The organism is Flaviflexus equikiangi (assembly GCF_014069875.1).
Taxonomy (GTDB): domain Bacteria; phylum Actinomycetota; class Actinomycetes; order Actinomycetales; family Actinomycetaceae; genus Flaviflexus; species Flaviflexus equikiangi.
Window position 1 is genome coordinate 1,877,835 of the sequence record NZ_CP059676.1, and the last position, 22,375, is coordinate 1,900,209.

General features: G+C 64.1%; 22 protein-coding genes. 8 read left to right on the top strand and 14 right to left on the bottom strand.

All coding sequences use genetic code 11. The annotated features are described in order from the left end of the window. The first annotated feature begins 110 nt into the window (after window positions 1-110). Entirely contained in the window at window positions 111-3,839 is a 3,729-nt protein-coding gene (locus H2O75_RS08655) for a multifunctional oxoglutarate decarboxylase/oxoglutarate dehydrogenase thiamine pyrophosphate-binding subunit/dihydrolipoyllysine-residue succinyltransferase subunit (RefSeq protein WP_182170927.1), read from the top strand. A 90-nt stretch (window positions 3,840-3,929) separates the two neighbouring features. Next, window positions 3,930-4,496, top strand: coding sequence for a GDSL-type esterase/lipase family protein (locus H2O75_RS08660; RefSeq protein ID WP_182175113.1), 567 nt, complete (start codon window positions 3,930-3,932; stop codon window positions 4,494-4,496). Window positions 4,497-4,545: 49 nt separating this feature from the next. Here H2O75_RS08660 and H2O75_RS08665 read toward each other — a convergent pair whose 3' ends face one another. The 13 genes from H2O75_RS08665 to H2O75_RS08720 form a co-directional block, all read right to left on the bottom strand. Further along, complete coding sequence (locus H2O75_RS08665; RefSeq protein ID WP_182170930.1) at window positions 4,546-5,106, bottom strand: hypothetical protein; 561 nt, start codon at window positions 5,104-5,106, stop codon at window positions 4,546-4,548. A gap of 92 nt (window positions 5,107-5,198) precedes the next feature. Then, window positions 5,199-5,273, bottom strand: coding sequence for a 50S ribosomal protein bL37 (locus H2O75_RS11015; protein WP_374971583.1), 75 nt, complete (start codon window positions 5,271-5,273; stop codon window positions 5,199-5,201). A gap of 70 nt (window positions 5,274-5,343) precedes the next feature. Further along, window positions 5,344-5,616 (bottom strand): mycothiol system anti-sigma-R factor, encoded by a 273-nt coding sequence (rsrA, locus tag H2O75_RS08670; RefSeq protein WP_182170933.1) that lies wholly within the window; start codon window positions 5,614-5,616, stop codon window positions 5,344-5,346. Further along, a complete protein-coding gene (locus H2O75_RS08675) occupies window positions 5,613-6,221 on the bottom strand; it encodes a sigma-70 family RNA polymerase sigma factor (RefSeq protein ID WP_182170936.1) in 609 nt (202 codons plus the stop codon). Before H2O75_RS08675 ends, rsrA begins: the two co-directional genes overlap by 4 nt. 51 nt (window positions 6,222-6,272) lie before the next feature. Then, complete coding sequence (locus tag H2O75_RS08680; protein WP_182170939.1) at window positions 6,273-7,415, bottom strand: N-acetylglucosamine-6-phosphate deacetylase; 1,143 nt, start codon at window positions 7,413-7,415, stop codon at window positions 6,273-6,275. Window positions 7,416-7,459: 44 nt separating this feature from the next. Beyond that, window positions 7,460-8,212, bottom strand: coding sequence for a glucosamine-6-phosphate deaminase (locus H2O75_RS08685; protein WP_182170942.1), 753 nt, complete (start codon window positions 8,210-8,212; stop codon window positions 7,460-7,462). Window positions 8,213-8,214: 2 nt separating this feature from the next. Continuing rightward, window positions 8,215-8,883 (bottom strand): N-acetylmannosamine-6-phosphate 2-epimerase, encoded by a 669-nt coding sequence (locus tag H2O75_RS08690; protein ID WP_182170945.1) that lies wholly within the window; start codon window positions 8,881-8,883, stop codon window positions 8,215-8,217. Then, window positions 8,876-9,757 carry an ROK family protein gene (locus H2O75_RS08695; RefSeq protein WP_182170948.1) on the bottom strand — a complete coding sequence of 294 codons (882 nt, stop codon included), beginning with the start codon at window positions 9,755-9,757 and terminating at the stop codon, window positions 8,876-8,878. Before H2O75_RS08695 ends, H2O75_RS08690 begins: the two co-directional genes overlap by 8 nt. Then, on the bottom strand, window positions 9,754-10,680 hold the full coding sequence (locus H2O75_RS08700; RefSeq protein WP_182170951.1) for a dihydrodipicolinate synthase family protein: 927 nt from the start codon (window positions 10,678-10,680) through the stop codon (window positions 9,754-9,756). The genes H2O75_RS08695 and H2O75_RS08700 overlap by 4 nt, the downstream gene beginning before the upstream one ends. A 10-nt stretch (window positions 10,681-10,690) precedes the next feature. Further along, on the bottom strand, window positions 10,691-11,491 hold the full coding sequence (locus tag H2O75_RS08705) for an ABC transporter ATP-binding protein (RefSeq protein ID WP_182170954.1): 801 nt from the start codon (window positions 11,489-11,491) through the stop codon (window positions 10,691-10,693). After that, window positions 11,488-13,605, bottom strand: coding sequence for a dipeptide/oligopeptide/nickel ABC transporter permease/ATP-binding protein (locus H2O75_RS08710; RefSeq protein ID WP_182170957.1), 2,118 nt, complete (start codon window positions 13,603-13,605; stop codon window positions 11,488-11,490). Before H2O75_RS08710 ends, H2O75_RS08705 begins: the two co-directional genes overlap by 4 nt. Window positions 13,606-13,607: 2 nt before the next feature. Beyond that, window positions 13,608-14,558: an ABC transporter permease gene (locus H2O75_RS08715; RefSeq protein ID WP_182170960.1), complete on the bottom strand. Its 951-nt coding sequence runs from the start codon at window positions 14,556-14,558 to the stop codon at window positions 13,608-13,610. Between the two features lie 98 nt (window positions 14,559-14,656). Further along, a complete protein-coding gene (locus H2O75_RS08720) occupies window positions 14,657-16,234 on the bottom strand; it encodes an ABC transporter substrate-binding protein (RefSeq protein WP_182170963.1) in 1,578 nt (525 codons plus the stop codon). Between the two features lie 673 nt (window positions 16,235-16,907). On the opposite strand from H2O75_RS08720, the gene H2O75_RS08725 reads away from it, so the two are divergent. From H2O75_RS08725 to H2O75_RS08745, 5 genes are all read left to right on the top strand, one after another. Further along, on the top strand, window positions 16,908-17,711 hold the full coding sequence (locus H2O75_RS08725; protein WP_259365238.1) for a FadR/GntR family transcriptional regulator: 804 nt from the start codon (window positions 16,908-16,910) through the stop codon (window positions 17,709-17,711). Between the two features lie 30 nt (window positions 17,712-17,741). After that, window positions 17,742-18,290, top strand: a complete 549-nt coding sequence (locus tag H2O75_RS08730) for a DoxX family protein (protein ID WP_182170966.1) — start codon at window positions 17,742-17,744, stop codon at window positions 18,288-18,290. A gap of 95 nt (window positions 18,291-18,385) precedes the next feature. After that, window positions 18,386-19,582 carry a 3-phosphoshikimate 1-carboxyvinyltransferase gene (gene aroA, locus H2O75_RS08735; protein WP_259365339.1) on the top strand — a complete coding sequence of 399 codons (1,197 nt, stop codon included), beginning with the start codon at window positions 18,386-18,388 and terminating at the stop codon, window positions 19,580-19,582. Next, window positions 19,579-20,586 carry a ribosome small subunit-dependent GTPase A gene (rsgA, locus tag H2O75_RS08740; protein WP_182170969.1) on the top strand — a complete coding sequence of 336 codons (1,008 nt, stop codon included), beginning with the start codon at window positions 19,579-19,581 and terminating at the stop codon, window positions 20,584-20,586. The genes aroA and rsgA overlap by 4 nt, the downstream gene beginning before the upstream one ends. 53 nt (window positions 20,587-20,639) lie before the next feature. Beyond that, on the top strand, window positions 20,640-21,461 hold the full coding sequence (locus H2O75_RS08745; RefSeq protein ID WP_182170974.1) for an inositol monophosphatase family protein: 822 nt from the start codon (window positions 20,640-20,642) through the stop codon (window positions 21,459-21,461). On the opposite strand, the gene H2O75_RS08750 is transcribed toward H2O75_RS08745, so the two are convergent. Beyond that, window positions 21,458-21,904: a DUF6912 family protein gene (locus H2O75_RS08750; RefSeq protein WP_182170978.1), complete on the bottom strand. Its 447-nt coding sequence runs from the start codon at window positions 21,902-21,904 to the stop codon at window positions 21,458-21,460. The two genes, H2O75_RS08745 and H2O75_RS08750, sit on opposite strands and share 4 nt — an antisense overlap. Before the next feature lie 237 nt (window positions 21,905-22,141). On the opposite strand from H2O75_RS08750, the gene H2O75_RS08755 reads away from it, so the two are divergent. After that, window positions 22,142-22,348, top strand: coding sequence for a helix-turn-helix domain-containing protein (locus H2O75_RS08755; RefSeq protein WP_182170982.1), 207 nt, complete (start codon window positions 22,142-22,144; stop codon window positions 22,346-22,348). The last annotated feature ends 27 nt before the right edge of the window (window positions 22,349-22,375 follow it).

Here is a 22,375-nt window from a genome sequence, read left to right on the forward strand (position 1 = left end):
GGGGCCCAGTTCGTGTCCAGTTTGACGAAATAGGAGGGTGTCTGTCGCCCGGGTCACCTAAACTGGACCTGTTCTTCAATTCACACACCCCGAAAGTAGGGCGACCGCAAGTGTCCGACACATCACAACGTTCCAGCGAGGATTTCGGTGCCAACCAGTGGTTCATCGACGAGCTATATGCGAAATACCTTGAGGATCGTGGAGCCGTCCAGCCGCAGTGGCGCGAGCTGTTCACACGATGGGAATCGGAGGGCCGCACGGCCAAGACCGACGTTCCACCACCCTCGGAGAACCAGAGTCCGTCCGCACGCCGTGCACAGCAGGAACCAGACAACAGGCAGTCCGCATCCGACCAGTCGCAAGTCCGCTCCGATCTGCCGCCTGCACCACCCGTCGTCGCAGTCCCTGCCAGCACGCCTTACGCCGAGAAGTACGATCTCGCGCCGTCGGACGATGCCGGATCAGCATCGACCACGAAGCTCCGCGGCGCTGCGGCACGCACCGTGACCAATATGGAGAGCTCGCTCGAGATCCCGGTCGCCACATCGGTTCGCGCCGTTCCCGCGAAGGTGCTCTTCGAGAACCGTGCGGTGATCAACAACCATCTCAAGCACACTCGCGGAGGGAAGGTGTCGTTCACCCACCTCATCGGCTACGCCATGGTGGAAGCTCTCGTCGCGGTTCCGGATATGAACAAGGCCTACGCGAAGACGGAAGACGGGAAGCCAGCCGTTTTCGAGCCAGCGCACGTGAACTTCGGGCTCGCCATCGACCTGCCCAAGCCGGACGGCTCGCGCAACCTCGTGGTCCCGTCCGTCAAGGCGGCGGACACGATGGACTTCGTCGAGTTCTGGGGCGCCTACGAGGAGCTTGTCTCGAAGGCCCGCGATAACAAGCTGAGCGTGGAGGACTTCCAGGGCACGACGGCAACGCTGACGAACCCCGGCGGCATCGGCACCGTCCACTCGATCCCCCGGCTCATGAACGGGCAGGGCACCATTGTCGGCGTCGGCGCCATGACGTACCCGGCCGAGTTCGCCGGCACGTCGGATAAGGCGCTCGCCCGCATCGGCGTCTCCCGCGTCGTCACGCTGACCTCGACCTACGATCACCGCATTATCCAGGGTGCCGCATCGGGCGAGTTCCTGCGTGCACTCGAGGAGAAGCTGACGGGCCGCGATGGCTTCTACGATCGCGTCTTCACGGCGCTCCACGTCCCGTACGAGCCGGTGCGCTGGCAGAAGGACATCGAGTACGACGTCGAGCGAGAGCTGGGCAAACCCGCTCGCATTGCTGAGCTGATCCACGCCTACCGGTCCCGCGGCCACCTGATCGCGGACACGGACCCCCTGGCATTCCGCAACCGTCGTCATCCCGACCTCGATATCACTCGGTACGGGCTCACCCTGTGGGATCTCGACCGGTCGTTCCCGACGGGCGGTTTCGCGGGAACATCCCACCTCCTGCTGCGCGAGATCATCGAGCAGCTGCGCGAATCGTACTGCCGCAACATCGGCCTCGAGTACATGCATATCCAGGATCCGGCTCAGCGCGAGTGGTTCCAGGCCAGGCTCGAACGCCCACACACGGAGCTGACGGCGGAGGACCGCCTGCAGATCCTCCGCAAGCTCAACGAGGCCGAGGCTTTCGAAACCTTCCTCCAGACGAAGTATGTGGGCCAGAAGCGGTTCTCCCTCGAGGGCGGAGAGTCGCTGATCCCGCTGCTCGATGCGATCCTCGACTCCGCGGCCGATAACGGCCTCGAAGAGGTCGCGATCGCCATGGCGCACCGCGGCCGCCTCAACGTTCTCACGAACATTGCCGGCAAGTCGTACAAGCAGGTGTTCACCGAGTTCGACGGCACGCAGGATCCGCGCTCCGTCCAGGGCACGGGAGATGTCAAATACCACCTGGGGACAGAGGGCACGTATGAGGCTCGATCCGGGTCGACGACGTCTGTCTACCTGGCCGCCAACCCCTCGCACCTCGAGGCTGCCGATGGCGTTCTCGAGGGCGTCGTGCGAGCCAAGCAGGACCGTATCGACCTGGGCGATGAAGGATACTCGGTCCTTCCCGTCCTCATCCACGGTGATGCGGCGTTCGCGGGTCAGGGTGTGGTGACCGAGACCCTCAACTATTCCCAGCTGCGCGGCTACCGCACGGGCGGCACAGTCCACATCATCGTCAACAACCAGATCGGATTCACGACCTCCCCGTCCTCCGCACGTTCGTCGTACTACCCGACTGACATCGCGAAGGGCCTGCAGCTTCCGATCTTCCACGTGAACGGGGACGATCCGGAGTCCGTCACCGAGGTGGCTCGTCTCGCGTTCGAGTACCGGGAGACGTTCCACAAGGATGTCATCATCGATATGGTGTGTTACCGCAAGCGCGGCCACAACGAGGGTGACGATCCGTCGATGACGCAGCCCGTCATGTACGGCCTTATCGAATCCAAGCGCACGCCGCGTCAGCTGTACACGGAGTCGTTGCTGGGCAGGGGCGCCCTGACCGACGCCCAGGTCGAGGAGCTGGAGACAGAATTCCACAACATCCTGTCGAACGCGTTCGATGAGGTGCGGGAGTCGGAGAAGGAGACCGGATACGGCTATCCCCACGTCGACACTGTCGCAGGCCTCGAACTGCCCCAGGCTCAGCAGGAAGATGCTGGCACGATCGTGGGATGGACGTCGGCGACGACGCCCGAAGTCATATCCCGCATCGGCGAAGCACACGTGCGCGCACCCGAAGGGTTCCATGTCCACACGAAGATCGGGCAGCTGTTCGAACGCCGCAACAAGATGGCACGAGAGGGCGGGATCGACTGGGGCTTCGCTGAGCTCATCGCCTTCGGTTCGCTCCTGATCGAACAGACCCCTGTCCGCATGTCGGGCCAGGACTCGCGGCGCGGCACGTTCGTCCAACGGCACGCAACCGCCCACGATGTGTCGACCGGAGCGGAGTGGACGCCCCTGCGCCACCTCACGGAGGACCAGGCGAAGCTGTGGATCTACGACTCGTCGCTGTCCGAGTATGCTGTTCTCGGCTTCGAATACGGCTACTCCGTCGAGCGTCCCGATGCTCTCGTCCTCTGGGAGGCCCAGTTCGGAGACTTCGCCAACGGAGCCCAGACAATCATCGATGAGTTCATCTCCTCAGCGGAGCAGAAGTGGAACCAGCGTTCCGCCCTCGTCATGCTCCTCCCCCACGGCTACGAAGGCCAGGGCCCGGATCACTCGTCTGCCCGGATCGAACGGTTCCTCCAGCTGTGCGCGGAAGACAACATGATCGTCATCCAGCCGTCCACTCCCGCGAACTACTTCCACGCCCTGCGCACCCAGGCGTACAGGCGGCCCCGCAAGCCCCTCATCGTCGCCACCCCCAAGCAGCTCCTGCGCCGCAGGGCGGCCCAGTCCCCGCTCGAGGACTTCACGGGAGGCACGTTCAAGGAAGTCATCGGGGAGGTCGAACAGAACCTCGACCCGGCGTCGATCACTCGCGTCATCATGTGTTCCGGCCGCGTCTACTATGACCTGGCCGAGGCGCGTGAGAAGCGCGGCGACACCACCACCGCGATCGTCCGCGTCGAACAGTTCTACCCGGCTCCCGTCGACCAGCTCAAGGAGGCCCTCGCCCCCTACAGCGGCGCCGAGCTGGTGTGGCTCCAGGACGAACCCGCCAACCAGGGAGGGTGGCCGTTCCTCGCGCTCAACGTGTTCCCCGAGATCGGACAGGTCAAGCTGATCTCCCGTCCGGCCGCGGCGTCTCCCGCCACCGGCCTGTCGACACGTCACGCGGCCGAGAACAAGGAACTCATGCAGAAGGCCTTCACCCGCTGAACCGTCAGTTGACACACCGCCGGCGACCCGTGGGTCGCCGGCGGTTCCTTATGAGAGACTACACAGGTGAGCACAGACGAATTTCGGATCATGGTGGTCGGCGACGAGCTCGTCGCCGGGCGCGGGGACGCGCGGGCGATGGGATGGACGGGGCGGGTTTTCGCGCGCACCGACTCACCGATCCCCCTCACCTCGATGGTCCTGCCCGTTCCTGGAGAGGATTCGGCGCGACTCGCCGACCGGTGGGAGGGTGAGGTGGTCCCCCGGATGGGGCACGATGCAGACAACCGTCTCGTCATCGGTCTCGGTTCTCACGACATCGACCATCAGGTCTCGCTCGTCCGTGCCCGCCTCAACCTGGCGAATATCCTCGACCAGGCGACCCGCAGCCACATGTTAACGTTCGTGGTCGGCCCTCCCCCGCGTAACGACGTCCCGGCCAATCAGCTGAGCGACCTGTCGAACGCCTACCAGGATGTCGCACAGCGACGAGGAGTGCCCTACGTCGACACCTACCATCCCCTGGCGCAGCATGACCAGTGGCAGACCGATATGTCAGACCCGGGAGCCTACACGCCGCAGCAGGCCGGCTACGGGCTTCTCGCGTGGCTCGTCCTCCACAACGGCTGGCATCACTGGTTGGGTCTCACGGCATAAGGATGTGGGGGACAGGCTTTAGCTCCTGTCCCCCACACCTATCGGACCGTTACCTCTGGTTGAGCGCCGACTGGTGACCGGTCTCGGTCGCGAGGAACACGAGGAAGATCCGCGATAGCGTCCGCCACACGTGGGACTTCGCCGTGTCGATATTCGCCGTCAGAAGCTCGACGAGGTTCTGTTCCAGTCCGCCGTCGAGGTGGAGGAACTCCTGCTTGCGAGCATCTCTCCCCGCGTTGAGATCACCGGCGGCCCAGGCCTGCGACTCAGCGCGGCAGAGGGTCATCATCGTCTCGATGTCTGATCGGTAGGGCTGGTCTCCGACGAGCAGGTCCCGGTCGGCAAGGAAGGCTTCCCGATCCGCTTCGAACGTGCGTCTGCGCGAGCCGCGGGAGTAGACATCGAGGCTCATGAGGGAGCCGTGCGCGAGAGATTCCTGGCCGATGTCCTGGAAGTGTTCCCGCATGGCCTCCCCGAAGTCGCCGTCGCGCACGGAGAGGATGAAGCTGTCTGTTCCCTCCCAGAGTTCCAACATCAAGCCCCACACCTTCGAGCGGCGTTGTGCCATGCGGGAAATGCGCGCCGCATATTCGGGAACAGCTGTTGACAAGTTGATCTCCTTGGCTGGCCGGGAGGCCTGAGGTTTGGTGGTACAAGCATGGCCGCACCCGGACGGGAGCGGCCATACCAGACGTCTACTGATTAGGCGTTGGGGCGCTTGCCATGGTTGGCAGCCTTCTTCTTGCGCGAGTTGCGCTTACGACCACGACGGGACATGGTACCTCCTCATTTCAACAACATCAGACATAGTAGCACGCCCGGGAGGGGTGCCAGCGCCGGAGCCGCGTCAGTGGCGAGTTAGATCCGTGACAACCTTCGCACGGAGGGAGTCCGGTGCGGGCTCTGAGCAGGATCGGCGGATGATCTCCCTCATGTGGGTCTCCGCCTCGGTCGCCTCCGTGCAGTCGGGGCACGTCTCCGCGTGGGCGCGCAGGCGGCCCATGTCCTCGTCCGCGAGCTCCCTGTCGAGGAGCTCGAAGAGATGGTCGCGCACTTCCGCACACGTACATTCGGGAATCTCGGCGCCCAACTCGCGGGCTACATCGTCAATGTTCGTCATACCTTCGCCTCCGTGGCATATCCTCGGTCCGCAGCATACTGGGCCAAGAGCTCGCGAAGCTGTGATCTCCCCCTGTGCAGGCGGGACATCACCGTGCCGAGCGGTATCTCGAGAATCGCGGCGATCTCCTTGTACGCGAAACCCTCGACGTCAGCCAGGTAGACCGCCATGCGCCGGTCTTCCGGCAGGGCCGCCATGGCTTCTCGGATTTCCTCGTCCGGGAGCGCACTCATCGCTTCCGCCTCGGCACTCCGCATCCCCTTCGAATCGTGGGTGGATGCGGCGTACTCCTGCCAGTCCTCGAGCTCACCAGCATCGTACTTCAGCGGCTCTCGCTGCTTCTTGCGGTAGGAGGAGATGAACGTGTTGTTGAGGATGCGATACATCCACGCTTTGAGGTTGGTGCCCACCTTGAACTGGTGGAACGATCCATACGCTTTCGCGTACGTCTCCTGGACGAGATCCTCAGCATCTGCCGGGTTCCTCGTCAGCCTCATCGCGGCCCCGTACAGCTGATCGAGGAACGGGAGAGCCTCCCGTTCGAAGCGCTCTCGGCGCTCCTCCTCGCTTTCACCTGCCGGTGCCCGGCTCAGATCCTCTGTCATTGTCCCTACACTACCGTTTAATGCTGTCAGCGGGGGAACGACGACGGACGGTCAAACATTCCCGACAGGGTTCCCATCACGCCATACGCGAAGCTGCTTGCCGTCAACGAGGACGGCGGTCAGCGGCTGTCCCACAGTCGGGGACGCCGGGGGGTCGATAGCGATCGCACGTGCGGGTGCGAGACAGGCGGCGCGAGCGACAACCGAGGGGTCGATGCCGCGGCTGAGGAGCAGCGCCACCTGCATGCCGATCGTCGACGTGCCACCGGCGATCGTGTCAGTGCCCGTGAGGTAGGCGGTGCCTCCGGTGATGGTGACGTCGAGACCGCCGAGGACGTACTCCCCGTCCGGCATGCCGGCACCGGCAATCGCGTCGGTCACGAGTGCTCCACCGGGCGCGACCTCGTCGTCCACGTACGTGAGAACGTCGATGACGAGGTCCGTGTCGACGTGGACGCCATCGCCGACGAGCTCGACGACTGCGTCGCCGCGCTTAGCTGCCGCGATGAGTTCCCGGACGGGGCCTGGGTAGCGGTGGTGCAGGGGCGGCATCGCGTTGAACAGATGCGTAGCTGTCTGTGCGGGATGCCGCCCCGCGGCCCTCTCGGAGGCCATGGCAAGAACGTTCTTCGTTTCCTCTCCCGAGGCGTTGGTGTGCCCCCAGGAGGGGACAGCACCGTAGTCGAGCAGCATCTCGGCCGCTTCGACGGAGTTGTCGCATTCAGGCGCGAGCGTCATCGTCTTGATCCAGCCCTGGCCCTCCTCGAGCCACGATCGCAGCTCGTCCAGATCGATGGGGCGGATCGCTGCGGGATCCTGGGCGCCGGCCTTGTGGGGGCTGATGAAGGGGCCCTCGAGGTGGATGCCGACGAGGGTGCCGCGTACGCAGGCCTCTCGCAGTGCCGTGATAGCGGGGAGCGGGTTGCCGGAGGAGACGAGCGATGCGACGAGATGCGTCGTACCGGCGTTGTGGTGGACGGCTGCCGCCTGGTCGATCAGGTCTTGATCCTGATCGTCGGGGAAGGAGGCTCCCCCGCCGCCGTGGCAGTGGATGTCGACGAAACCGGGAAACAGGAAGGGTGCACCGCTGTCCGCGTTGGGCGGCAGGATCTCGCTCACCGTGCCATGATCGAGAACGATCCCGGAACCGATGATGTTGCCCGCCGCGTCGAGGACGGTTGCGTCAATGTGCATTGCTCTTCCTGATTTCCCGGGGGCGGACATGCCGCCCGCCTTTTCTAGTTGAGTGTCTTGTAGTAGTCGGCGAGATCGAGGCGCGATGCTGCGGCCTCATCGATGTAGACGGTGACGTTCTCATGATGCTGGAGGATGGACCCGGGCCAGCGCTGTGCGACCCCGCCCTCGACGATCTGTGCGATCGCTTCGGCCTTGCCCTCGCCGAAGGCGAGCAGGACGATCTCTCGCGCGGACATGATCGTCGCGAGGCCCTGGGTGATGCAGAGGGAGGGCACTGCGTCGATGTCGTTCCCGAAGAAGCGAGCATTGTCGCTGCGCGTGGTCGGAGTCAGGTGCCCGACATGGGTGCGTGAGCTGAGCGAACCGGCGGGCTCGTTGAAGCCGATGTGTCCGTTGCTGCCCAGGCCGAGAATCTGTACGTCCACTCCTGGAGCGATCTGGCTCTCGTAGTCCCGTGCCGCCTGTTCCGGATCCTCTGCCGCACCATCGGGTGTGTGGAGGTCGTCCGCCGCGAGTCCGGTACCGCCGTTCTCGACGAGTTCGTTGAGGAGGACGTTGCGGTAGCGCTCGGGATGATCCTCGGGGATCTGGACGTATTCGTCGAGCGCCCACGCACTGCAGCCCTCGAGGGTGAACTCCCCGGCCGCGTGAGCTTCTCGCAGGAAGCCGTACAGTGCGAGAGGGGTGGAACCCGTGGCAACGCCGAGTCGACCGTTCGTGGGAAGACTGGTGATGATCTGGGAAGCTGCGAGGCGCGAGGCCTCCTGCGCGGTGTCGCGAATGATGATCCGCATCGTTATTCCTTGCCTTCGATCGCCCGGGTGAACCAGGACGTGATTGTCGTGGGGTGTGTGATGGCTGTGCCGACGACAACGGACCACGCTCCCGCATCGAGAGCGGCCCGAGCCTGCTCGGGGGTGTGGACGCGGCCTTCGCAGAGCACGGGTCTATCGAACTCGGCAACCATCTGTTCAAGCAACTCTAGATCAGGGCCGTCAGATTTCTCACGCTCTCCCGTATAGCCGGATAGCGTGGTGGAGAGAATATCGGATCCGGCTTCCGCCGCCATCCGAGCATCGCCGATGGAACCGCAGTCGGCCATGACGACGACGCCTTCGCTGTGCAGGGCTGCGACAGTCTCGGCATAGGTGAGGCCGTCTGGCCGGGGGCGACGAGTCGCATCCAGGGCGACGATATCGGCGCCCGCGAGCGAGCAGGCGCGCGCGTGGCGCAGGGTCGGGGTGATGTAGACGCCCTCGTGACCTTCCTTCCACAGGCCGATCACGGGAACATCGACCTTGCCCTTGATCGCGGAGATATCGGCGAGACCCTGGCAGCGGATCGCGGCCGCCCCGCCCTGCTCGGCGGCTGCGGCGATCAGCGCCATCGTGCGCGGGTCTCTCATCGGTTCCCCAGGGTAGGCCTGGACAGAGACGACGAGACGGCCTTTGAGTGAATCAAGCATGGAACACCTTTGCGTAGGAAGCGGCGCCGAGCAGCGGCGCATCATCACCCAGCTCGCCGCGGACGAGCGGGGTTGCCGAAACCGGATCCATCGCTGATGATCGATATCCGGCTATCAGGCTCGGCCACCAGAAGGCAGCCGATCTGCTGACAGACCCCGAGATGACGATAATCCCGGGATCGAGTGTGTTGGCGAGGGAACCGAGAACGTCACCGAGGGCGAAACCGCCGCCGCTGAGAACCGAGATCGCTGACTGGTCGCCGTTCTCGGCGCGCTGGTCGAGTTCCCGCCCGGAGACGAGTTCCCCCGTCAGCCGTTCATAGGCCTCGACCATCCCCGTCCCTGAGGACAGTGGTTCGATGTGGCCGGTCCGGCCGCACGAGCAGGTCAGATCCCGAGCATCTGCGTGGGACACGTGGCCGATATGGCCGGCAACCCCGTGCGCTCCGACCATGGGCCCGTCGTGGCTCACGTAGGCGCCGCCGATGCCGGTGCCGACGCCGACCGTGAGCGAAGAATGGTGGCCCCGGGCCGCACCGTAGACCGCTTCGCCCAGTCCGTGGGCATGAACATCCCCCAGGACTGAGACGGGAACTCCCGTGACGGCGAGCTCGCCTGCGATGTCGGTGCCAGCCCAGTGCGGGATCAGGTCCGTGGCCGACACGACTCGGCCCTCCGAGATGACTCCGGCGGATGCGACGGCGATCGATGAATATCCCGAGTATTCCCCGACGAGTCGGAGGATGCTCGGCATGATCGACGTCTCGCCCGGCCCGGGAGCGGTCGCGATCGTGCGCACCAGGCTCGTGGAATTCTCGTCCACGAGCCCGGCACGAACCTTCGTACCGCCGATATCGATCGCCAGGATGGTCATGCTACCGGCAGGCCGTTCCGTTCGAGGATGGCGGCGATCGTGTCGACCTCGGCACCAGCAAGGGCGCGCACGGGTGCCGGCATCTCGTTCGTCGCGATGACTCCGAGGAGCGCGAGGGCTGTCTTGAAGGCGCCCACGCCCGCACCGAACCCGGTGAGTCCCTGAGCGGCTGTCACGATCGTCATGAGGTCGGCGAGACGATCCTGCTCTGCACGGACTGTCTCCCAATCTCCCGCCCGGTAGGCGTTCCACTGGCGCACGTATGCGGCCGGATCGATGTTCCCAAGCCCGGGGACTGCGCCATCGGCACCGGACATGTAGGCGCCGTCGACGACGACCTCGTGGCCGGTCAGCAGGGCGAGCTTCTTCTCTGCCGTGCGGTTGGCGAGCGTGAGGAAACGGAACGACACGTCGTCACCGGAGGAGTCCTTGACCCCTTGGATGACGCCGTCTGCTGCGAGACGGAGGAGCATGGCGGGCTGGAGCTTGACACCGTTCACGCAGACCGGGATGTCGTAGGCGTAGATCGGCAGATCGGTGGCGCGGCGGATCGCACGGAAGTGCTCCTCGACCTGATCGACGCCGCCGAGGGCATAGAACGGGGCGGTGGCGACGATGCCGTCGGCGCCGAGGCGCTCGGCGGCGGCAACATGCTCGAGGACGCGCGGCGTCTGCGTGTCGATGACGCCCGCGAGGACGGGGAGGCGCCCTGCCGCGATGCTGACGGCCGAGGCGAGGATCCGTTCGCGGTCCGCGTCCGTCGTGAAGGCCACTTCGCCGGATGATCCGAGGACGAACAGGCCGTGCACGCCGGCGTCGATCATCCTCGTGATGTTGCGTTCATTCGATTCTTCGTCGAAGCGGCGCTCCGAGGTGAGCGGGGTGATGACGGGAGGGACGACTCCGTAAATGGGGGACGACATTGATCTTTCCTTAGAAGGTCGGATGCAACAGGGAAGGTGCTGCGCCGAGGAGTGTTTTGGTGTAGGGATCTTGGGGATTTTCGAGGATCTGGCTGGCAGGGCCCTCTTCGACGACCTTGCCCGCGTTCATGACCGCGATCCGGTCAGACACATAGCGGACCGTCTGGATGTCGTGAGAGATGAAGACCATGCCGAGGCCGAGTTCCGACTTGAGGTCGGCGAGCAGGTTGAGGATCTGTGCGCGGACGGACACGTCGAGGGCTGACGTCGGCTCGTCGGCGATGATCGCATCGGGCTTGATCGCGAGAGCGCGAGCGATGGCGACGCGCTGGCGCTGTCCGCCCGAGAGCTGGCCTGGCAGCGCCTCCATCACCGAGTCGGGCAGGCCCACCATGGAGATGAGGTCGCGGACACGATCTTCGCGCGAGTCCTTGTTCCCCACCTTGTGCACCCGGAGCGGGTCGATGAGCTGTTCCTTGACCGGCATGCGGGCGTTGAGGGCCGTGGCCGGGTCCTGGAAGACGACGGAGACGACGCGTCCGATCAGTCGGCGCTGCGCAGCGGATCTCTTCGTGACCTCTTGGCCCTTGAAGAAGACCTTGCCGTCTGTCGGCAGCTGGAGGCCGCACATGACGTTCGCGGTTGTCGACTTCCCGCATCCGGATTCCCCGACGATCCCGAGGGTTTGGCCCGCGAGCACTGGGAGGGACACGCCTGCGACGGCATGGACCTTGTTCGGGTTGAACAGGGACCCGGTGCGTGTCTTGAACGTGACATGCACGTCCTGCAGGTCGATGATGGGAGTGGTCATTTCTCCTCCTCCTTGCCGAGCTCGGAGCGAAGCTCATCGTCAGTTCCAAGGGCGGCTGGGCGCATGGCCTGCTCCGCCAACATTGACTCATCCACGGGTTCGTGGACGTCGTCCCGGTCGAGGACCGCGACAAACGCCGATTCTGGCAGCGCCGCGTAATAGTGGTCCGTTCCCGGGACCTGCCTGCGCTCCGGTTTCGTCGTCAGACCGATCGTGGGATGGGAGGACCTGGGCGCGAACCTGTCGCCGGACGGGAAGTCCTTCGGTGAGGGAACCGTGCCGGGCACCTGGTGGAGGCGTCCCTTGCCTGCCTCGATCGAGAGCACCGAGCCGAGGAGGCCGCGAGTGTACTCGTGGATCGGGTTGGTGAGGAGCTCACGAGTGGAGGCCTGTTCGACGACCTGTCCGGCGTACATGACGGTGATCGAGTGGGCGACCTCGGCGACCAGCGCAAGGTCGTGGGAGACGAACACCATCGCGAAGCCCAGCTTCTCGCGCAGCTCGTTGAGCAGCTCGATGACCTGCTTCTGGACGGTGACATCCAGTGCCGTTGTCGGTTCGTCGGCGATGATGAGCTTGGGATCCCTGGTGAGTGCCATGGCGATGAGGACGCGCTGGCGCTGACCTCCGGACAGCTCGTGCGGGTAGGACTCGAGGGTCCTCTTCGGGTCGAGGCCCACGAGGGTCAGGAGATCCTCAGCCGTACGAGTGCCGCCGCGCTTGGTCATCTGCTTCATCTGGGAGGAGATGAGCATGGCGGGGTTGAGGGACGAGAGCGCATCCTGGTAGATCATGGCCAGTTCGTGGCCGAGCAGGCTCTGTCGCTCCCGCGCCGGCATCGTCAACAGGTCTTGGCCTTCGTAGAGGACCTCCCCCGACAGTTCGGCACGCGGGTCGAGAAGACCCATGATCGCGAGCGCGGTGATCGACTTGCCGCAGCCAGATTCGCCCACGAGACCCATGGTCTCGCCGGGGAAGACTGTGAAGCTGACGTTGTCGACGACGTTGACATCGCCGTGTCGCGGGAACTTGATCGAGAGATTGCGAACCTCGAGGAGCGGAGTCCCGGTTCCCTGCTTGATGAACCTGTCGGTCCGGGCGAGTTCGATCTCCCGCAGGGCGTCCAGGCGGGCCTGGAGGGATTCGCGCTGTGCCTCGTAGGCGACGACCGGGTCGATGAGGAGGCGGTCTGCTTCGCGCTCGACGTCGTCGCGCGGCTTGTCCGCGACTGTGCTCTTCGGGGCTGCGACCATGGCGTCGGTGATTCCCTCGGAGAGGATGTTGAGGCAGAGGACGGTCAGCATGATGGCGATGCCGGGGAAGAGCGCCTGCCACCATTCTCCGCGGAGAACACCGGGCTGGGCGGCCGAGAGGACGTTGCCCCACGTGGGCACCATCGTCTCCTGCAGGCCGGCGCCGATGAAGGTGAGGGATGCTTCGAGGATGATCGCGTCTGCGACGAGGACGGTCGCGAACACGAGGACCGGGGCAGCGGTGTTGCGGAGCACGTGCCGGATAAGGATCCAGGGGGCGCGAGCGCCGGACACGACGACCGCGTTGACGTAGTCCTCACCGTAGGCGCTCATGACATTGGCGCGCACGATACGGGTGAGCTGGGGCGTGTAGACGAATGCGATCGCCAGGATGATGACGGTGATGAGGCGTTCGGGGCGCGACGGATCCTGGAAGACGACGACCGTCGTGGCAACGAGGGCGATGCCGGGGATCGACATGATGACGTCCATGACACGCATGATCACTTCGGAGAGCGAACGGCGGACCACGGCGGCGATGGAGCCGATGATGGCGCCGGCGACGAGTGCGATCAGCGTCGAGATGAGGCCGACCATGAGAGAGGCGCGTCCACCGTAGAGAATGCGGGACAGGACGTCTCGTCCGACGTGGTCGGTGCCGAAGAGGTGCTCGGAGTTCGGCGGTGTGCCGCGCAGGAACACTTCCTCGGGCGGGTATGGGGCGAGGAACGGTGCGAGCAGGGCGCTGAGGCCCACGAGGATGAGGACGATGACGGCGATCCGCGATCCCCATCCCATCCGGCTGAATCCCTTGAGTCGGATTCCCGGTTGAGAAAGCTTGGTCGTGAGTTTGTTACGCATCTTTACACCGCCCTGATCCGGGGATTGATGAGGACATAGAGGAGGTCAACGACGATGTTGACGATGATGAAGGCAACGGCGACGACGAGTGTCGCACCCTGGACGACCGTCACCCAGTTGTTGGTGATCCCGTCGACGAGGACGCGGCCCATGCCGTGGATGCCGAAGATGATCTCGATGACGACAGCGCCGCCCATGAGGTAGCCGACGCGCAGGCCCAGCACCGTGACGGGTGTGATGAGGGCGTTGCGGAGCACGTTGCGGCCGACGACGACGGGCTTGGGGATGCCGGCGCCGAGAGCGGTGCGAACGTAGTCGCGGTCGAGTTCTTCCACCATCGAGGTGCGCACGACGCGTGTCATCTGGCCGATCACGGGCACGGCGAGTGCGAGGGCCGGTAGGAGCATGCGCATGAACCAGCCGCTGGGATCCTCCGTGAAGGCAGGCAGCGGGCCGGAGACCGGCAGGGTGCCGAGGAAGATGAGGACGAGCATGATGGCGAGCCAGAAGGAGGGCGTCGCGAGGCAGGCAACGGAGATGACGCGGATGACCTGGTCGGGCCAGCGGTCACGGTAGAGAGCGGCGAGGACGCCGAGCGGGAAGGCGACGACGACGGCGAGGATCAGGCCGAAGAATGTCAGGCCGAGGGTGATGGGGAGTGCTGTAAAGACCTTGTCAGAGACCGTGTTAGCACCGCCGACGCCGTAGGTCCCCAGGTCGCCCTGGAGCATGTTCCAAATGTAGTTTCCGTACTGGACGATCAGCGGGTCGTAGAGACCATTCTGCTGACGGAAGTTCTCGAGCTGCTCCGGGGTCGCGTTCTCACCCATGGCCACGTAGGCGGGGTCGATCGGGGAGAGCGACATGATGAGGAAGACGAGGAGGGTAACGCCCAGAACCATGAGGGGAAGGGCAACGAGCCTTCGACCTATTAGCCTTAGTAAGTTGTTCACGACATTGTGCCTTTACAGTCTGGATGCACGAGAAAGGAGGGGTGATCAGCGGGGGCTGACTCACCCCTCCTTCTCATTAGGGAAGCTGGTCGCTTCGGTTACTTGGTGGTGACGCCGATGAGGGACAGACCGGTGGTCGCGATCGGGGTCACGTTGGCCAGCTCATCGCCGTTGTAGGCGGTGATCATGGTGCGGTGGAACAGCGGGTAGATCGGAACCTCGCGGGACAGGAGGTCCTGAGCTTCGTTCCACTTTTCCTGCTGCTCGTCGCCATCGAGAGTGACGGCTTCCGAGATGATGGCCTGCAGCTCGCCGAATGCCTCGGGGTCAGACTCCTGCCAGAAGGAACGCTTCTGGGTCCAGATGTTGTCGCCGTACCACCAGTTCATGAGGAGGGCCGGGTCCTGTCCGAAGACCGAGGGGTCGCCGGGAGCAAGGGCAACATCGAAGGTCGGGTCATCGACGTCGAGGTTGTTCGAGTAGAGGGATGCGGATGCTTCGGCCTGGACGCTGACGGTGATGCCGACAGCTTCGAGGTCGGTGCGGATCTGGGGCGAGAGGCCCTCGATCCAGGGGTGGTCGGTGGTGAGAAGTGTGATGGAGAGGTTCTCAGCACCGGCTTCGGCGAGGAGTTCCTTCGCCTTCTCCGGGTCGTAGTCGAACTGAACTTCAGCTTCGTTGTAGTTCGGGTGCGTCTCGGGGAGGAATGCCGAGGATGCAACGGCCTCGCCGGACATGGCGTTGGCGACAAGCTTCTCGGTGTCGATGGCGTAGTGGAATGCCTGGCGGACGAGCGGGTTGTCGAACGGAGCCTTGGCGGTGTTGAAGAGGAGGAACGGAAGGCTGAAGCCCTGCTTGGACTCGACCGTGAGGCCTGCACCCTCGAGGAGCGAGACGTTCTCGGCGGGGACGTTCTCCATGACCTGGATGGTGCCGTCCTGCGCAGCGGTCGTACGAGCGGTGTCATCCTTGATGATCGACCAGCGGAGCGTCTCGGCGCCTGCCGGGTAGTCACCGTTGTAGTACTCGTTCGGAACTGCCGTGATCTCGGTGTCCGAGATGCTCTCGTAAGCCCAGGGGCCGGAGCCGATCGGCTTCGCGGTCAGCTCGTCGTCCGTGGCCGAGGCGGGGACGATCTTCACGACTGCGAGGCGCTCCTTGAGGAGCGAGAAGGGCTGCGTGAGGTTGATGGTGACGGTCGTGTCATCCTTTGCCTCGACGCTGTCGATGAAGTCGAGCATCGACACGTAGATGTTGCCCTCTGCCATGGCGCGGTCGAAGGAGGTCACGACGTCTTCGGAGGTGATCTCGGTGCCATCGGAGAACTTGGCGTCCTCGCGGAGGGAAACCTCGTAGACGGTGTCAGAAATCTGAACCGGCTCATCCTCTGCCGCGAGTGCGGAGTAGACGGTGTAGTCCTCCATGTGGAACTCGTAGAGTCCCTCGACGACATGCCAGTTCGTACCCATCGCCAGAGCCGATGTGGTGTTAGACGGGTGGTAGTTGGTGGTTTCGTAGGCTACGCCGACGGTAATTTCTCCCGTGCCGGCAGTAGATTCTGCACCTGTGGTCGCGTCGTCCGTAGGATCGTCGCTCCCTCCGCCTCCACAGGCGGTAAGACCAAGAGCCAAGGCTGCGGTCAGGGCAACGAGGCGCTTGCCGCGTGTGCGTTTCATAGCTAATTCCTCTCCGTTGAGAATTCGTCAGATGTCTGTTCAGCTATCTGATGTTGCTAACGTACGTCCTACGCAGGAATATTTCAAGCCGTTTCGCCAATCTCGCCGGACATAAACCCCGATTCGGACGGTCCCGGCATGCATTTCAACCCCTCGGCACGAGCAATATTCGGCGACTTTCCGCCAACTACTGCCAAGTCGCGAGAAATAGCCTACGATAACATCAGTTGTCTTATGAATTACCGAAGGGGGTGACGCAGGATGAGCATTGAAGCCGCGCTGGCGACACTAAGTGGAAGCTCTGTTGTTGAGTATGTCACCGATGGTGGGGCCTTGCTCGACGAACGGACGGCTCCCACCTCCGCTGCGGCCCTTTTGCGGGGAAGAGCTGAGGCGACCAGGGCCGTCGACAACGACTCTGTCCCCTCCTCGCGCCACAGGTCGCGGCTCATGCGCAGGCCTGTCGTCTGTGGAGTAAACCGCGCACCGCTCTCCCCCTCCGAACTCCCTGTCGAACGGACAGCGAGACGCTCCGTCCAGTCACCGGCGCAAGGCGTTGCCATGCACGGCGCTGGGCCACCAGGACTTGCCGCTATTCACCAACCCGTCAGCATAGGCGCTGACATTGAGGCGGGAGCCTCCTCCCGCACCGGTCACTAACCAAGGTCACAACATGGTCACTCACATTTCTCCCTCCGACCGCTACGAGCGAGCATCGAAGCTTGCCCGCTTCACGACGGAACCGCGACGCGAAGGCCTCATCAACGTCTCCAGCCGCGCGGAAGAGACGATGGACATCATCGAGCAGTACATCATCCAGCGGGAGCTGAAGCCCGGCGACGCTCTGCCGACAGAGGCGCAGCTGTGCACGGATCTCGGCGTATCGCGCTCCTCGGTGCGCGAAGCCATCCGACAGCTGCAGGCTCTCGACATCGTCGCAGTCCACCAGGGCAGAGGCACGTTCGTGTCCAACATGTCGCTGCGTCCGCTCGTCAAGTCCATGGTGATGAGGGCGTCCCTCGGCACCGACAGTTTCACGTCTCTGCGGGAGGTCGTCGCGATCCGACAGGTGCTCGATCTCGGCCTTGCCCGGATGATCGTGTCAGCCATGGCCGGGACGCACCACGACGAGCTCCACGAACTGACGGGTGCCATGGTCGAGAAGGCCGTCAAGCAGGAGGACTTCGCCGATGAGGACATCGCGTTCCACCGGGGGCTTCTCACGTCGGTCGGCAACCAGCTCGTCGAGCAGCTCACGAGCGCCATGTGGATCATCCATATGGCAGTCATCCCCGACCTGCCGGCCGGAGATCGGGATTCGATGGTCGAGACCGCCCAAGCGCACAAGGCGATGCTCGATGCCGCCGAGGCGGGCGACGTCGAAGGGTACGAGCAGGCTGTCGATGCTCACTATGCTCCCCTTCTGCGGACGCTTGCCGATCTGCCGACAGATGAAGAATCGGGTTCTCAGGTTTAAATTCGGGCCGGTCTGCTATTGAATGGATACATGAGTATCATCACAGGCCTTGCCCGCCCTCTCCTGGCAATACCGTTCATTACCTCCGGTGTCGACGCAGCCCGCCACCCTCAGGACCATGTCGAGGTGGTCGAAAGAGTCAACCCGACTCTGCAGAACCTCGGTGTCGGCCCCCTCTCCCCCGGCACGATCGTGATGGCGACCCGCGCGGTCGGAGGCGTCCGCATCGTCGCCGGTCTCTGCATGGCGCTCGGCAAGAAGCCCCGCGTCGCCGCATTGGCACTGACGTCGACCGAGATCGCTCTCGCCGCCGTCAAGAACCCCGTGTGGCTGAGCACCGGTGCTGAGCGCAAACAGCACGTAGCCGGTCTCGTCTCGTCCGCTGGGCTGATCGGCGGAGCCCTCATGACCGTTGGGGATCGTCGCGGCAAGCCATCGCTCGGATGGCGGCTCGAGAACCATCGCGCCCACAAGGAGGACATGAGCATCCTCGCGGACCGCTATGAGGCGGAGCTGGAGGAGCAGAAGGCTAAACTGATGGAGAAGATCGCCAAGGCCAAGGAGAAGGCAAAGTCCTGACGTCACAGTTTCACCCCAGCAATGGTGACCCCTGGCCGGCCCCGCATCACAGCGAGCCGGTCAGCGGTTTTGTCACGGTACCCGGCTCGAAGTCTCTGACTGCGCGCCACCTCGTGATCGCCGCACTGTCGAGTTCGCCGTCGCGGCTCTCCGGCGCCCTGAGGTCTCGCGATACAGACCTCATGATCGAGGCTCTGCGAGCGATGGGCACGACTATCGAGGGAGATGGAGACGATCTGACGATCATTCCCGCCCCCCTGCACGGCGCCCACATCGACGTCGGGCTGGCCGGCACCGTCTTCCGATTCCTGGCGGCAGTCGCGGCCCTGGCCGATGGTCCAGTCAGCTTCGACGGCGACGCGGCGATGTATGCACGGCCGATCGGTCCCCTCCTGGACGGCCTCGAACAGCTCGGTGTGAAGATCACCGCCGGTGAGGGGCCGCGGGGGCGGACACTCCCCCTCACGGTTGAAGGCCCGGCATCGGGATCTGCCGTCACCGTCGTCGCGTCGGGCTCGTCCCAGTTCGTGTCGGCGCTGCTGCTCCTCGCCCCCCACCTCCCTCACGGTCTGACGATCACCCACGAGGGAGAGAGTGTCCCGTCCCTTCCCCACGTGGCGATGACAGTCGAGGCGCTCCGCCGCGCCGGCGCCTCCATCGAGGAGAGCACCGATGGGCCGGTCTCGTGGACGGTGGCCCCAGGCCCCCTTCATCCTGGCCACATCACAGTCGAACCGGACTTGTCGAATGCGAGCCCGTTCCTCGCCGCAGCGGTCGCTACCGGCGGGACGGTCACCATCCCCCACTGGCCGGCACAGACAACGCAGGCCGGCGCGCACATCGTTCCCATCCTCGAGCGCATGGGTGCGACGGCGACTCTCTCGGACGGCAATCTCACCGTGACCGGCCCTGGCTCGATCTCCGGCATCGACATCGATCTGCGGGATGCTGGGGAGCTGACACCGACGGTCGCGGCATTGGCCGCCCTCGCAGACTCCCCCTCGCGCCTCTCCGGCATCGCCCACCTGCGCGGTCATGAAACCGATCGTCTTGCCGCTATCGCCTCCGAGGTGACGAAGCTCGGCGGACGCTGCGTCGAGACTCGCGATGGTCTCTTCATCGAGCCTGCTCCGCTCCATGGCGGCGTTGTCGACTCCTACGAAGATCACCGGATGGCAACCTTTGGGGCAATTCTCGGTCTCGTCGTGCCGGGGATATCCGTTATCGACATTGCCTGCACGTCGAAGACTCTTCCGGACTTCCCCACGATGTGGGAGGCCATCACAACATGAGAGATACCGGCACCGATGATCCCCGGGTACGGGTCCGTCCTGGTAGGCGGGGGTCTCGCCCGCGTACGAAGATCCGGCCGGACTTCGAGGACGCTCTCACCGGGCGCGTCTTCCGTGTCGATCGCGGCCGTTACCACGTGACTCTTGTCGAGGGCACACCGATCGTTGCCGTCAAGGCGCGCGAACTCGGTCGCGGCTCGATCGCGGTCGGTGATCTCGTCAAGGTCGTCGGCGACACGTCGGGGCGCCGCGACACTCTCGCCCGGATTGTCACCGTCCTGCCGCGCACGTCAACGCTTCGCCGCACCGCTGAGGAGGGGGAGGCCGCCGGCACCGAGCGGGTCATCGTTGCGAATGCCGAGAAGCTCCTCATCATCACGGCGCTTGCCCAGCCCGAGCCGCGCACCGGCATGATCGATCGCTGTCTCGTCGCAGCGTACGACGCGGGCATGGAACCCCTCCTTGTCCTGACGAAAGCCGATCTTGCCGATCCGGCGCCTCTCCTCGACCACTACTCGAACCTCAATCTCACGGTTCTCTCCACGTCGATCGATGAGACGACCGGCCAGACCCATGGCGTGGATGCGGTTGCGGATGCTGTATCGGGAACGATATCCGTTCTCGTCGGACATTCCGGCGTCGGCAAGTCCACCCTGATCAATGCGCTCGTCCCGGAGGCCGGTCGCGCCACCGGCGTCGTCAATGCCGTGACCGGCAGGGGACGCCATACATCCTCCTCCGCCATCGGCTTCACGATGTCGGGCGGCGGGATCATCATCGATACTCCCGGTGTGCGCTCCTTCGGCCTCGCCCATGTCGCGCCGGACATGCTTCTCGAGGCCTTCCCCGACCTGCTCGAGCTCGCGGCAGACTGCCCGAGGGGATGCAGCCACGCCGCGACTGAACCCGAGTGCGGTTTGGACGGGGCAACGGACCAGACGGCGGAACGCGTCGAGTCCTATCGTCGCCTCCTCGAGGCCAGGCACAGCGCGGAGCAGTTCTAGACCTTCTGCGGACTGCCGATCCCCACTCCCCCACAGTGGCGTAATGTTGAGCCATGCAGTCTCTTACCCGCCTCGGCGATGATCTGAACTTCGCCTCCTCCATCATCGACCAGGTCGATGCGCTGACGCTCCCACGCTTCCAGGCCCAGGATCTGACCATCCGCACGAAGCCCGACAATACGGAAGTGACCGATGTGGACGTGGCGGCTGAGCAGAAGATCCGGTCCATGCTCGGCCGGTCTCGTTCACGCGACGCGATTCTCGGCGAAGAGGAGGGCGAATCTGGTTCGGCGAATCGGCGGTGGATCATCGATCCGATCGATGGCACGAGGAACTTCATGCGGGGCGTGCCCGTGTGGGCGACCCTCATCGCGCTCGAAGAGGACGGCGAGATCGTCATGGGGATCGTGTCCGCTCCCGCGCTGCACAGGCGCTGGTGGGCGGGGAAGGGGCTCGGTGCTTTCACCGGGCGCAGCTGGGCCAACGCTAAGCAGATACGAGTATCCGAGGTTGAGAACGTCTCGGATGCGTCGCTGTCCTACTCGTCGTTCGACGGGTGGGCCAAGCGCGGACAGCTGCGCGGATTCCTCCGCCTCGCTCAAGAATCATGGCGCACCCGAGCATACGGCGACTTCTGGTCCTACATGCTCCTCGCGGAGGGGGCTGTCGACATCGCGTGCGAACCGGATCTCGAACTGTATGATATGGCAGCCCTTGTGCCCATTGTCACAGAGGCGGGCGGTGTCTTCACGTCGCTCGATGGCTCCCCCGGCCCGTGGGGCGGAAACGCCTTCGCCGCGAACAGCAGGATCCACGCTGAGGCTTTGGACCTCATCAACTCGATCAGCGACGGCGAAGGAACGGCCCGCGCCTAGAGCGACCGAGCGTCGAGTTCGCGTGCGAGCTTGAGGCGCTCAGTCGGGTCGTACCACAGCAGATCCCAGTCGGCGCAGCGGTCGAATGCATCGGCATCGCTGCCGCGTGCGGCAAGGACATCCGGTGCCGCGTCTGGTTCATCGGCGAAGATCGCTGCGACATCTCTCCAGGCCACCGGCTTGTTCGGTACGACGAGAGAGGGATACTCCTCCGTACCCGCATACTGCACCTCGGCGTCTGCCGCGACAACAAGACGATAGGGCTCTGCTGCGACGGTGGCAATGTTGTCGTCTGCGGCGCCGAGAAGCGCGATCATGTCCAGCTCCTCGTCGTCGTCATCGGGGAACGCACGGCGAAGTTCGTCTGTCACAGCGTGCGCCCGCGCAACCTCGAGAGTGTATTCCTCCAGGTCCTTGCGAGAAATGGTAAAGAATATCCGCATGGTTCGCTCCATAGCTTTGCTCGTTCCCTGCCCGCCGTGGATAGTCCGCCCCACGCAGGGAAACCTTAACCATACCTGTTAGCAGAATGGCATATAATTTACACTGATAGTAACAAGATGTACTGTTGAGTATCCGATTGTGTCCTGGTAAAACCTCGGTTTCGCCGGGATCACAAGACCAAAAACACTTTCCGTGCCAGTGTCGCGGGAAGAGTCACGAAGCGGAGATCGCATATTATGGCCACAAAATTTATGACGATTGCCGATGTCGCTGAAACCCTCAATGTTTCGACGGCACAGGTCCGATCACTTATCCATTCAGGAACGCTCCCGGCGATCCAGGTGGGCGGTCGAGGACAATGGCGAATCGAACAGACCGTTCTCGAGAAGTACATCGAGGATGGCTACGAAGCAACTCGCAAACGAGTCCAAGGTCAAGAATAAATCTTGATGAAGAGTGGGGTCACCATC

Coding starts and splice junctions, on each gene's coding strand:
- H2O75_RS08695 (WP_182170948.1), bottom strand. CDS start 9,757: ATGACCATCCTGGCGATCGATATCGGCGGTACGAAGGTTCGTGCCGGG.
- H2O75_RS08750 (WP_182170978.1), bottom strand. CDS start 21,904: ATGCGGATATTCTTTACCATTTCTCGCAAGGACCTGGAGGAATACACT.
- H2O75_RS08690 (WP_182170945.1), bottom strand. CDS start 8,883: ATGCTTGATTCACTCAAAGGCCGTCTCGTCGTCTCTGTCCAGGCCTAC.
- H2O75_RS08700 (WP_182170951.1), bottom strand. CDS start 10,680: ATGTCGTCCCCCATTTACGGAGTCGTCCCTCCCGTCATCACCCCGCTC.
- rsgA (WP_182170969.1), top strand. CDS start 19,579: ATGAGAGATACCGGCACCGATGATCCCCGGGTACGGGTCCGTCCTGGT.
- H2O75_RS08730 (WP_182170966.1), top strand. CDS start 17,742: ATGAGTATCATCACAGGCCTTGCCCGCCCTCTCCTGGCAATACCGTTC.
- H2O75_RS08725 (WP_259365238.1), top strand. CDS start 16,908: ATGGTCACTCACATTTCTCCCTCCGACCGCTACGAGCGAGCATCGAAG.
- H2O75_RS08685 (WP_182170942.1), bottom strand. CDS start 8,212: ATGCGGATCATCATTCGCGACACCGCGCAGGAGGCCTCGCGCCTCGCA.
- H2O75_RS08755 (WP_182170982.1), top strand. CDS start 22,142: ATGGCCACAAAATTTATGACGATTGCCGATGTCGCTGAAACCCTCAAT.
- H2O75_RS08675 (WP_182170936.1), bottom strand. CDS start 6,221: ATGACAGAGGATCTGAGCCGGGCACCGGCAGGTGAAAGCGAGGAGGAG.
- rsrA (WP_182170933.1), bottom strand. CDS start 5,616: ATGACGAACATTGACGATGTAGCCCGCGAGTTGGGCGCCGAGATTCCC.
- H2O75_RS08745 (WP_182170974.1), top strand. CDS start 20,640: ATGCAGTCTCTTACCCGCCTCGGCGATGATCTGAACTTCGCCTCCTCC.
- H2O75_RS08705 (WP_182170954.1), bottom strand. CDS start 11,491: ATGACCACTCCCATCATCGACCTGCAGGACGTGCATGTCACGTTCAAG.
- H2O75_RS08710 (WP_182170957.1), bottom strand. CDS start 13,605: ATGCGTAACAAACTCACGACCAAGCTTTCTCAACCGGGAATCCGACTC.
- H2O75_RS08720 (WP_182170963.1), bottom strand. CDS start 16,234: ATGAAACGCACACGCGGCAAGCGCCTCGTTGCCCTGACCGCAGCCTTG.
- H2O75_RS08680 (WP_182170939.1), bottom strand. CDS start 7,415: ATGCACATTGACGCAACCGTCCTCGACGCGGCGGGCAACATCATCGGT.
- H2O75_RS08660 (WP_182175113.1), top strand. CDS start 3,930: ATGGTGGTCGGCGACGAGCTCGTCGCCGGGCGCGGGGACGCGCGGGCG.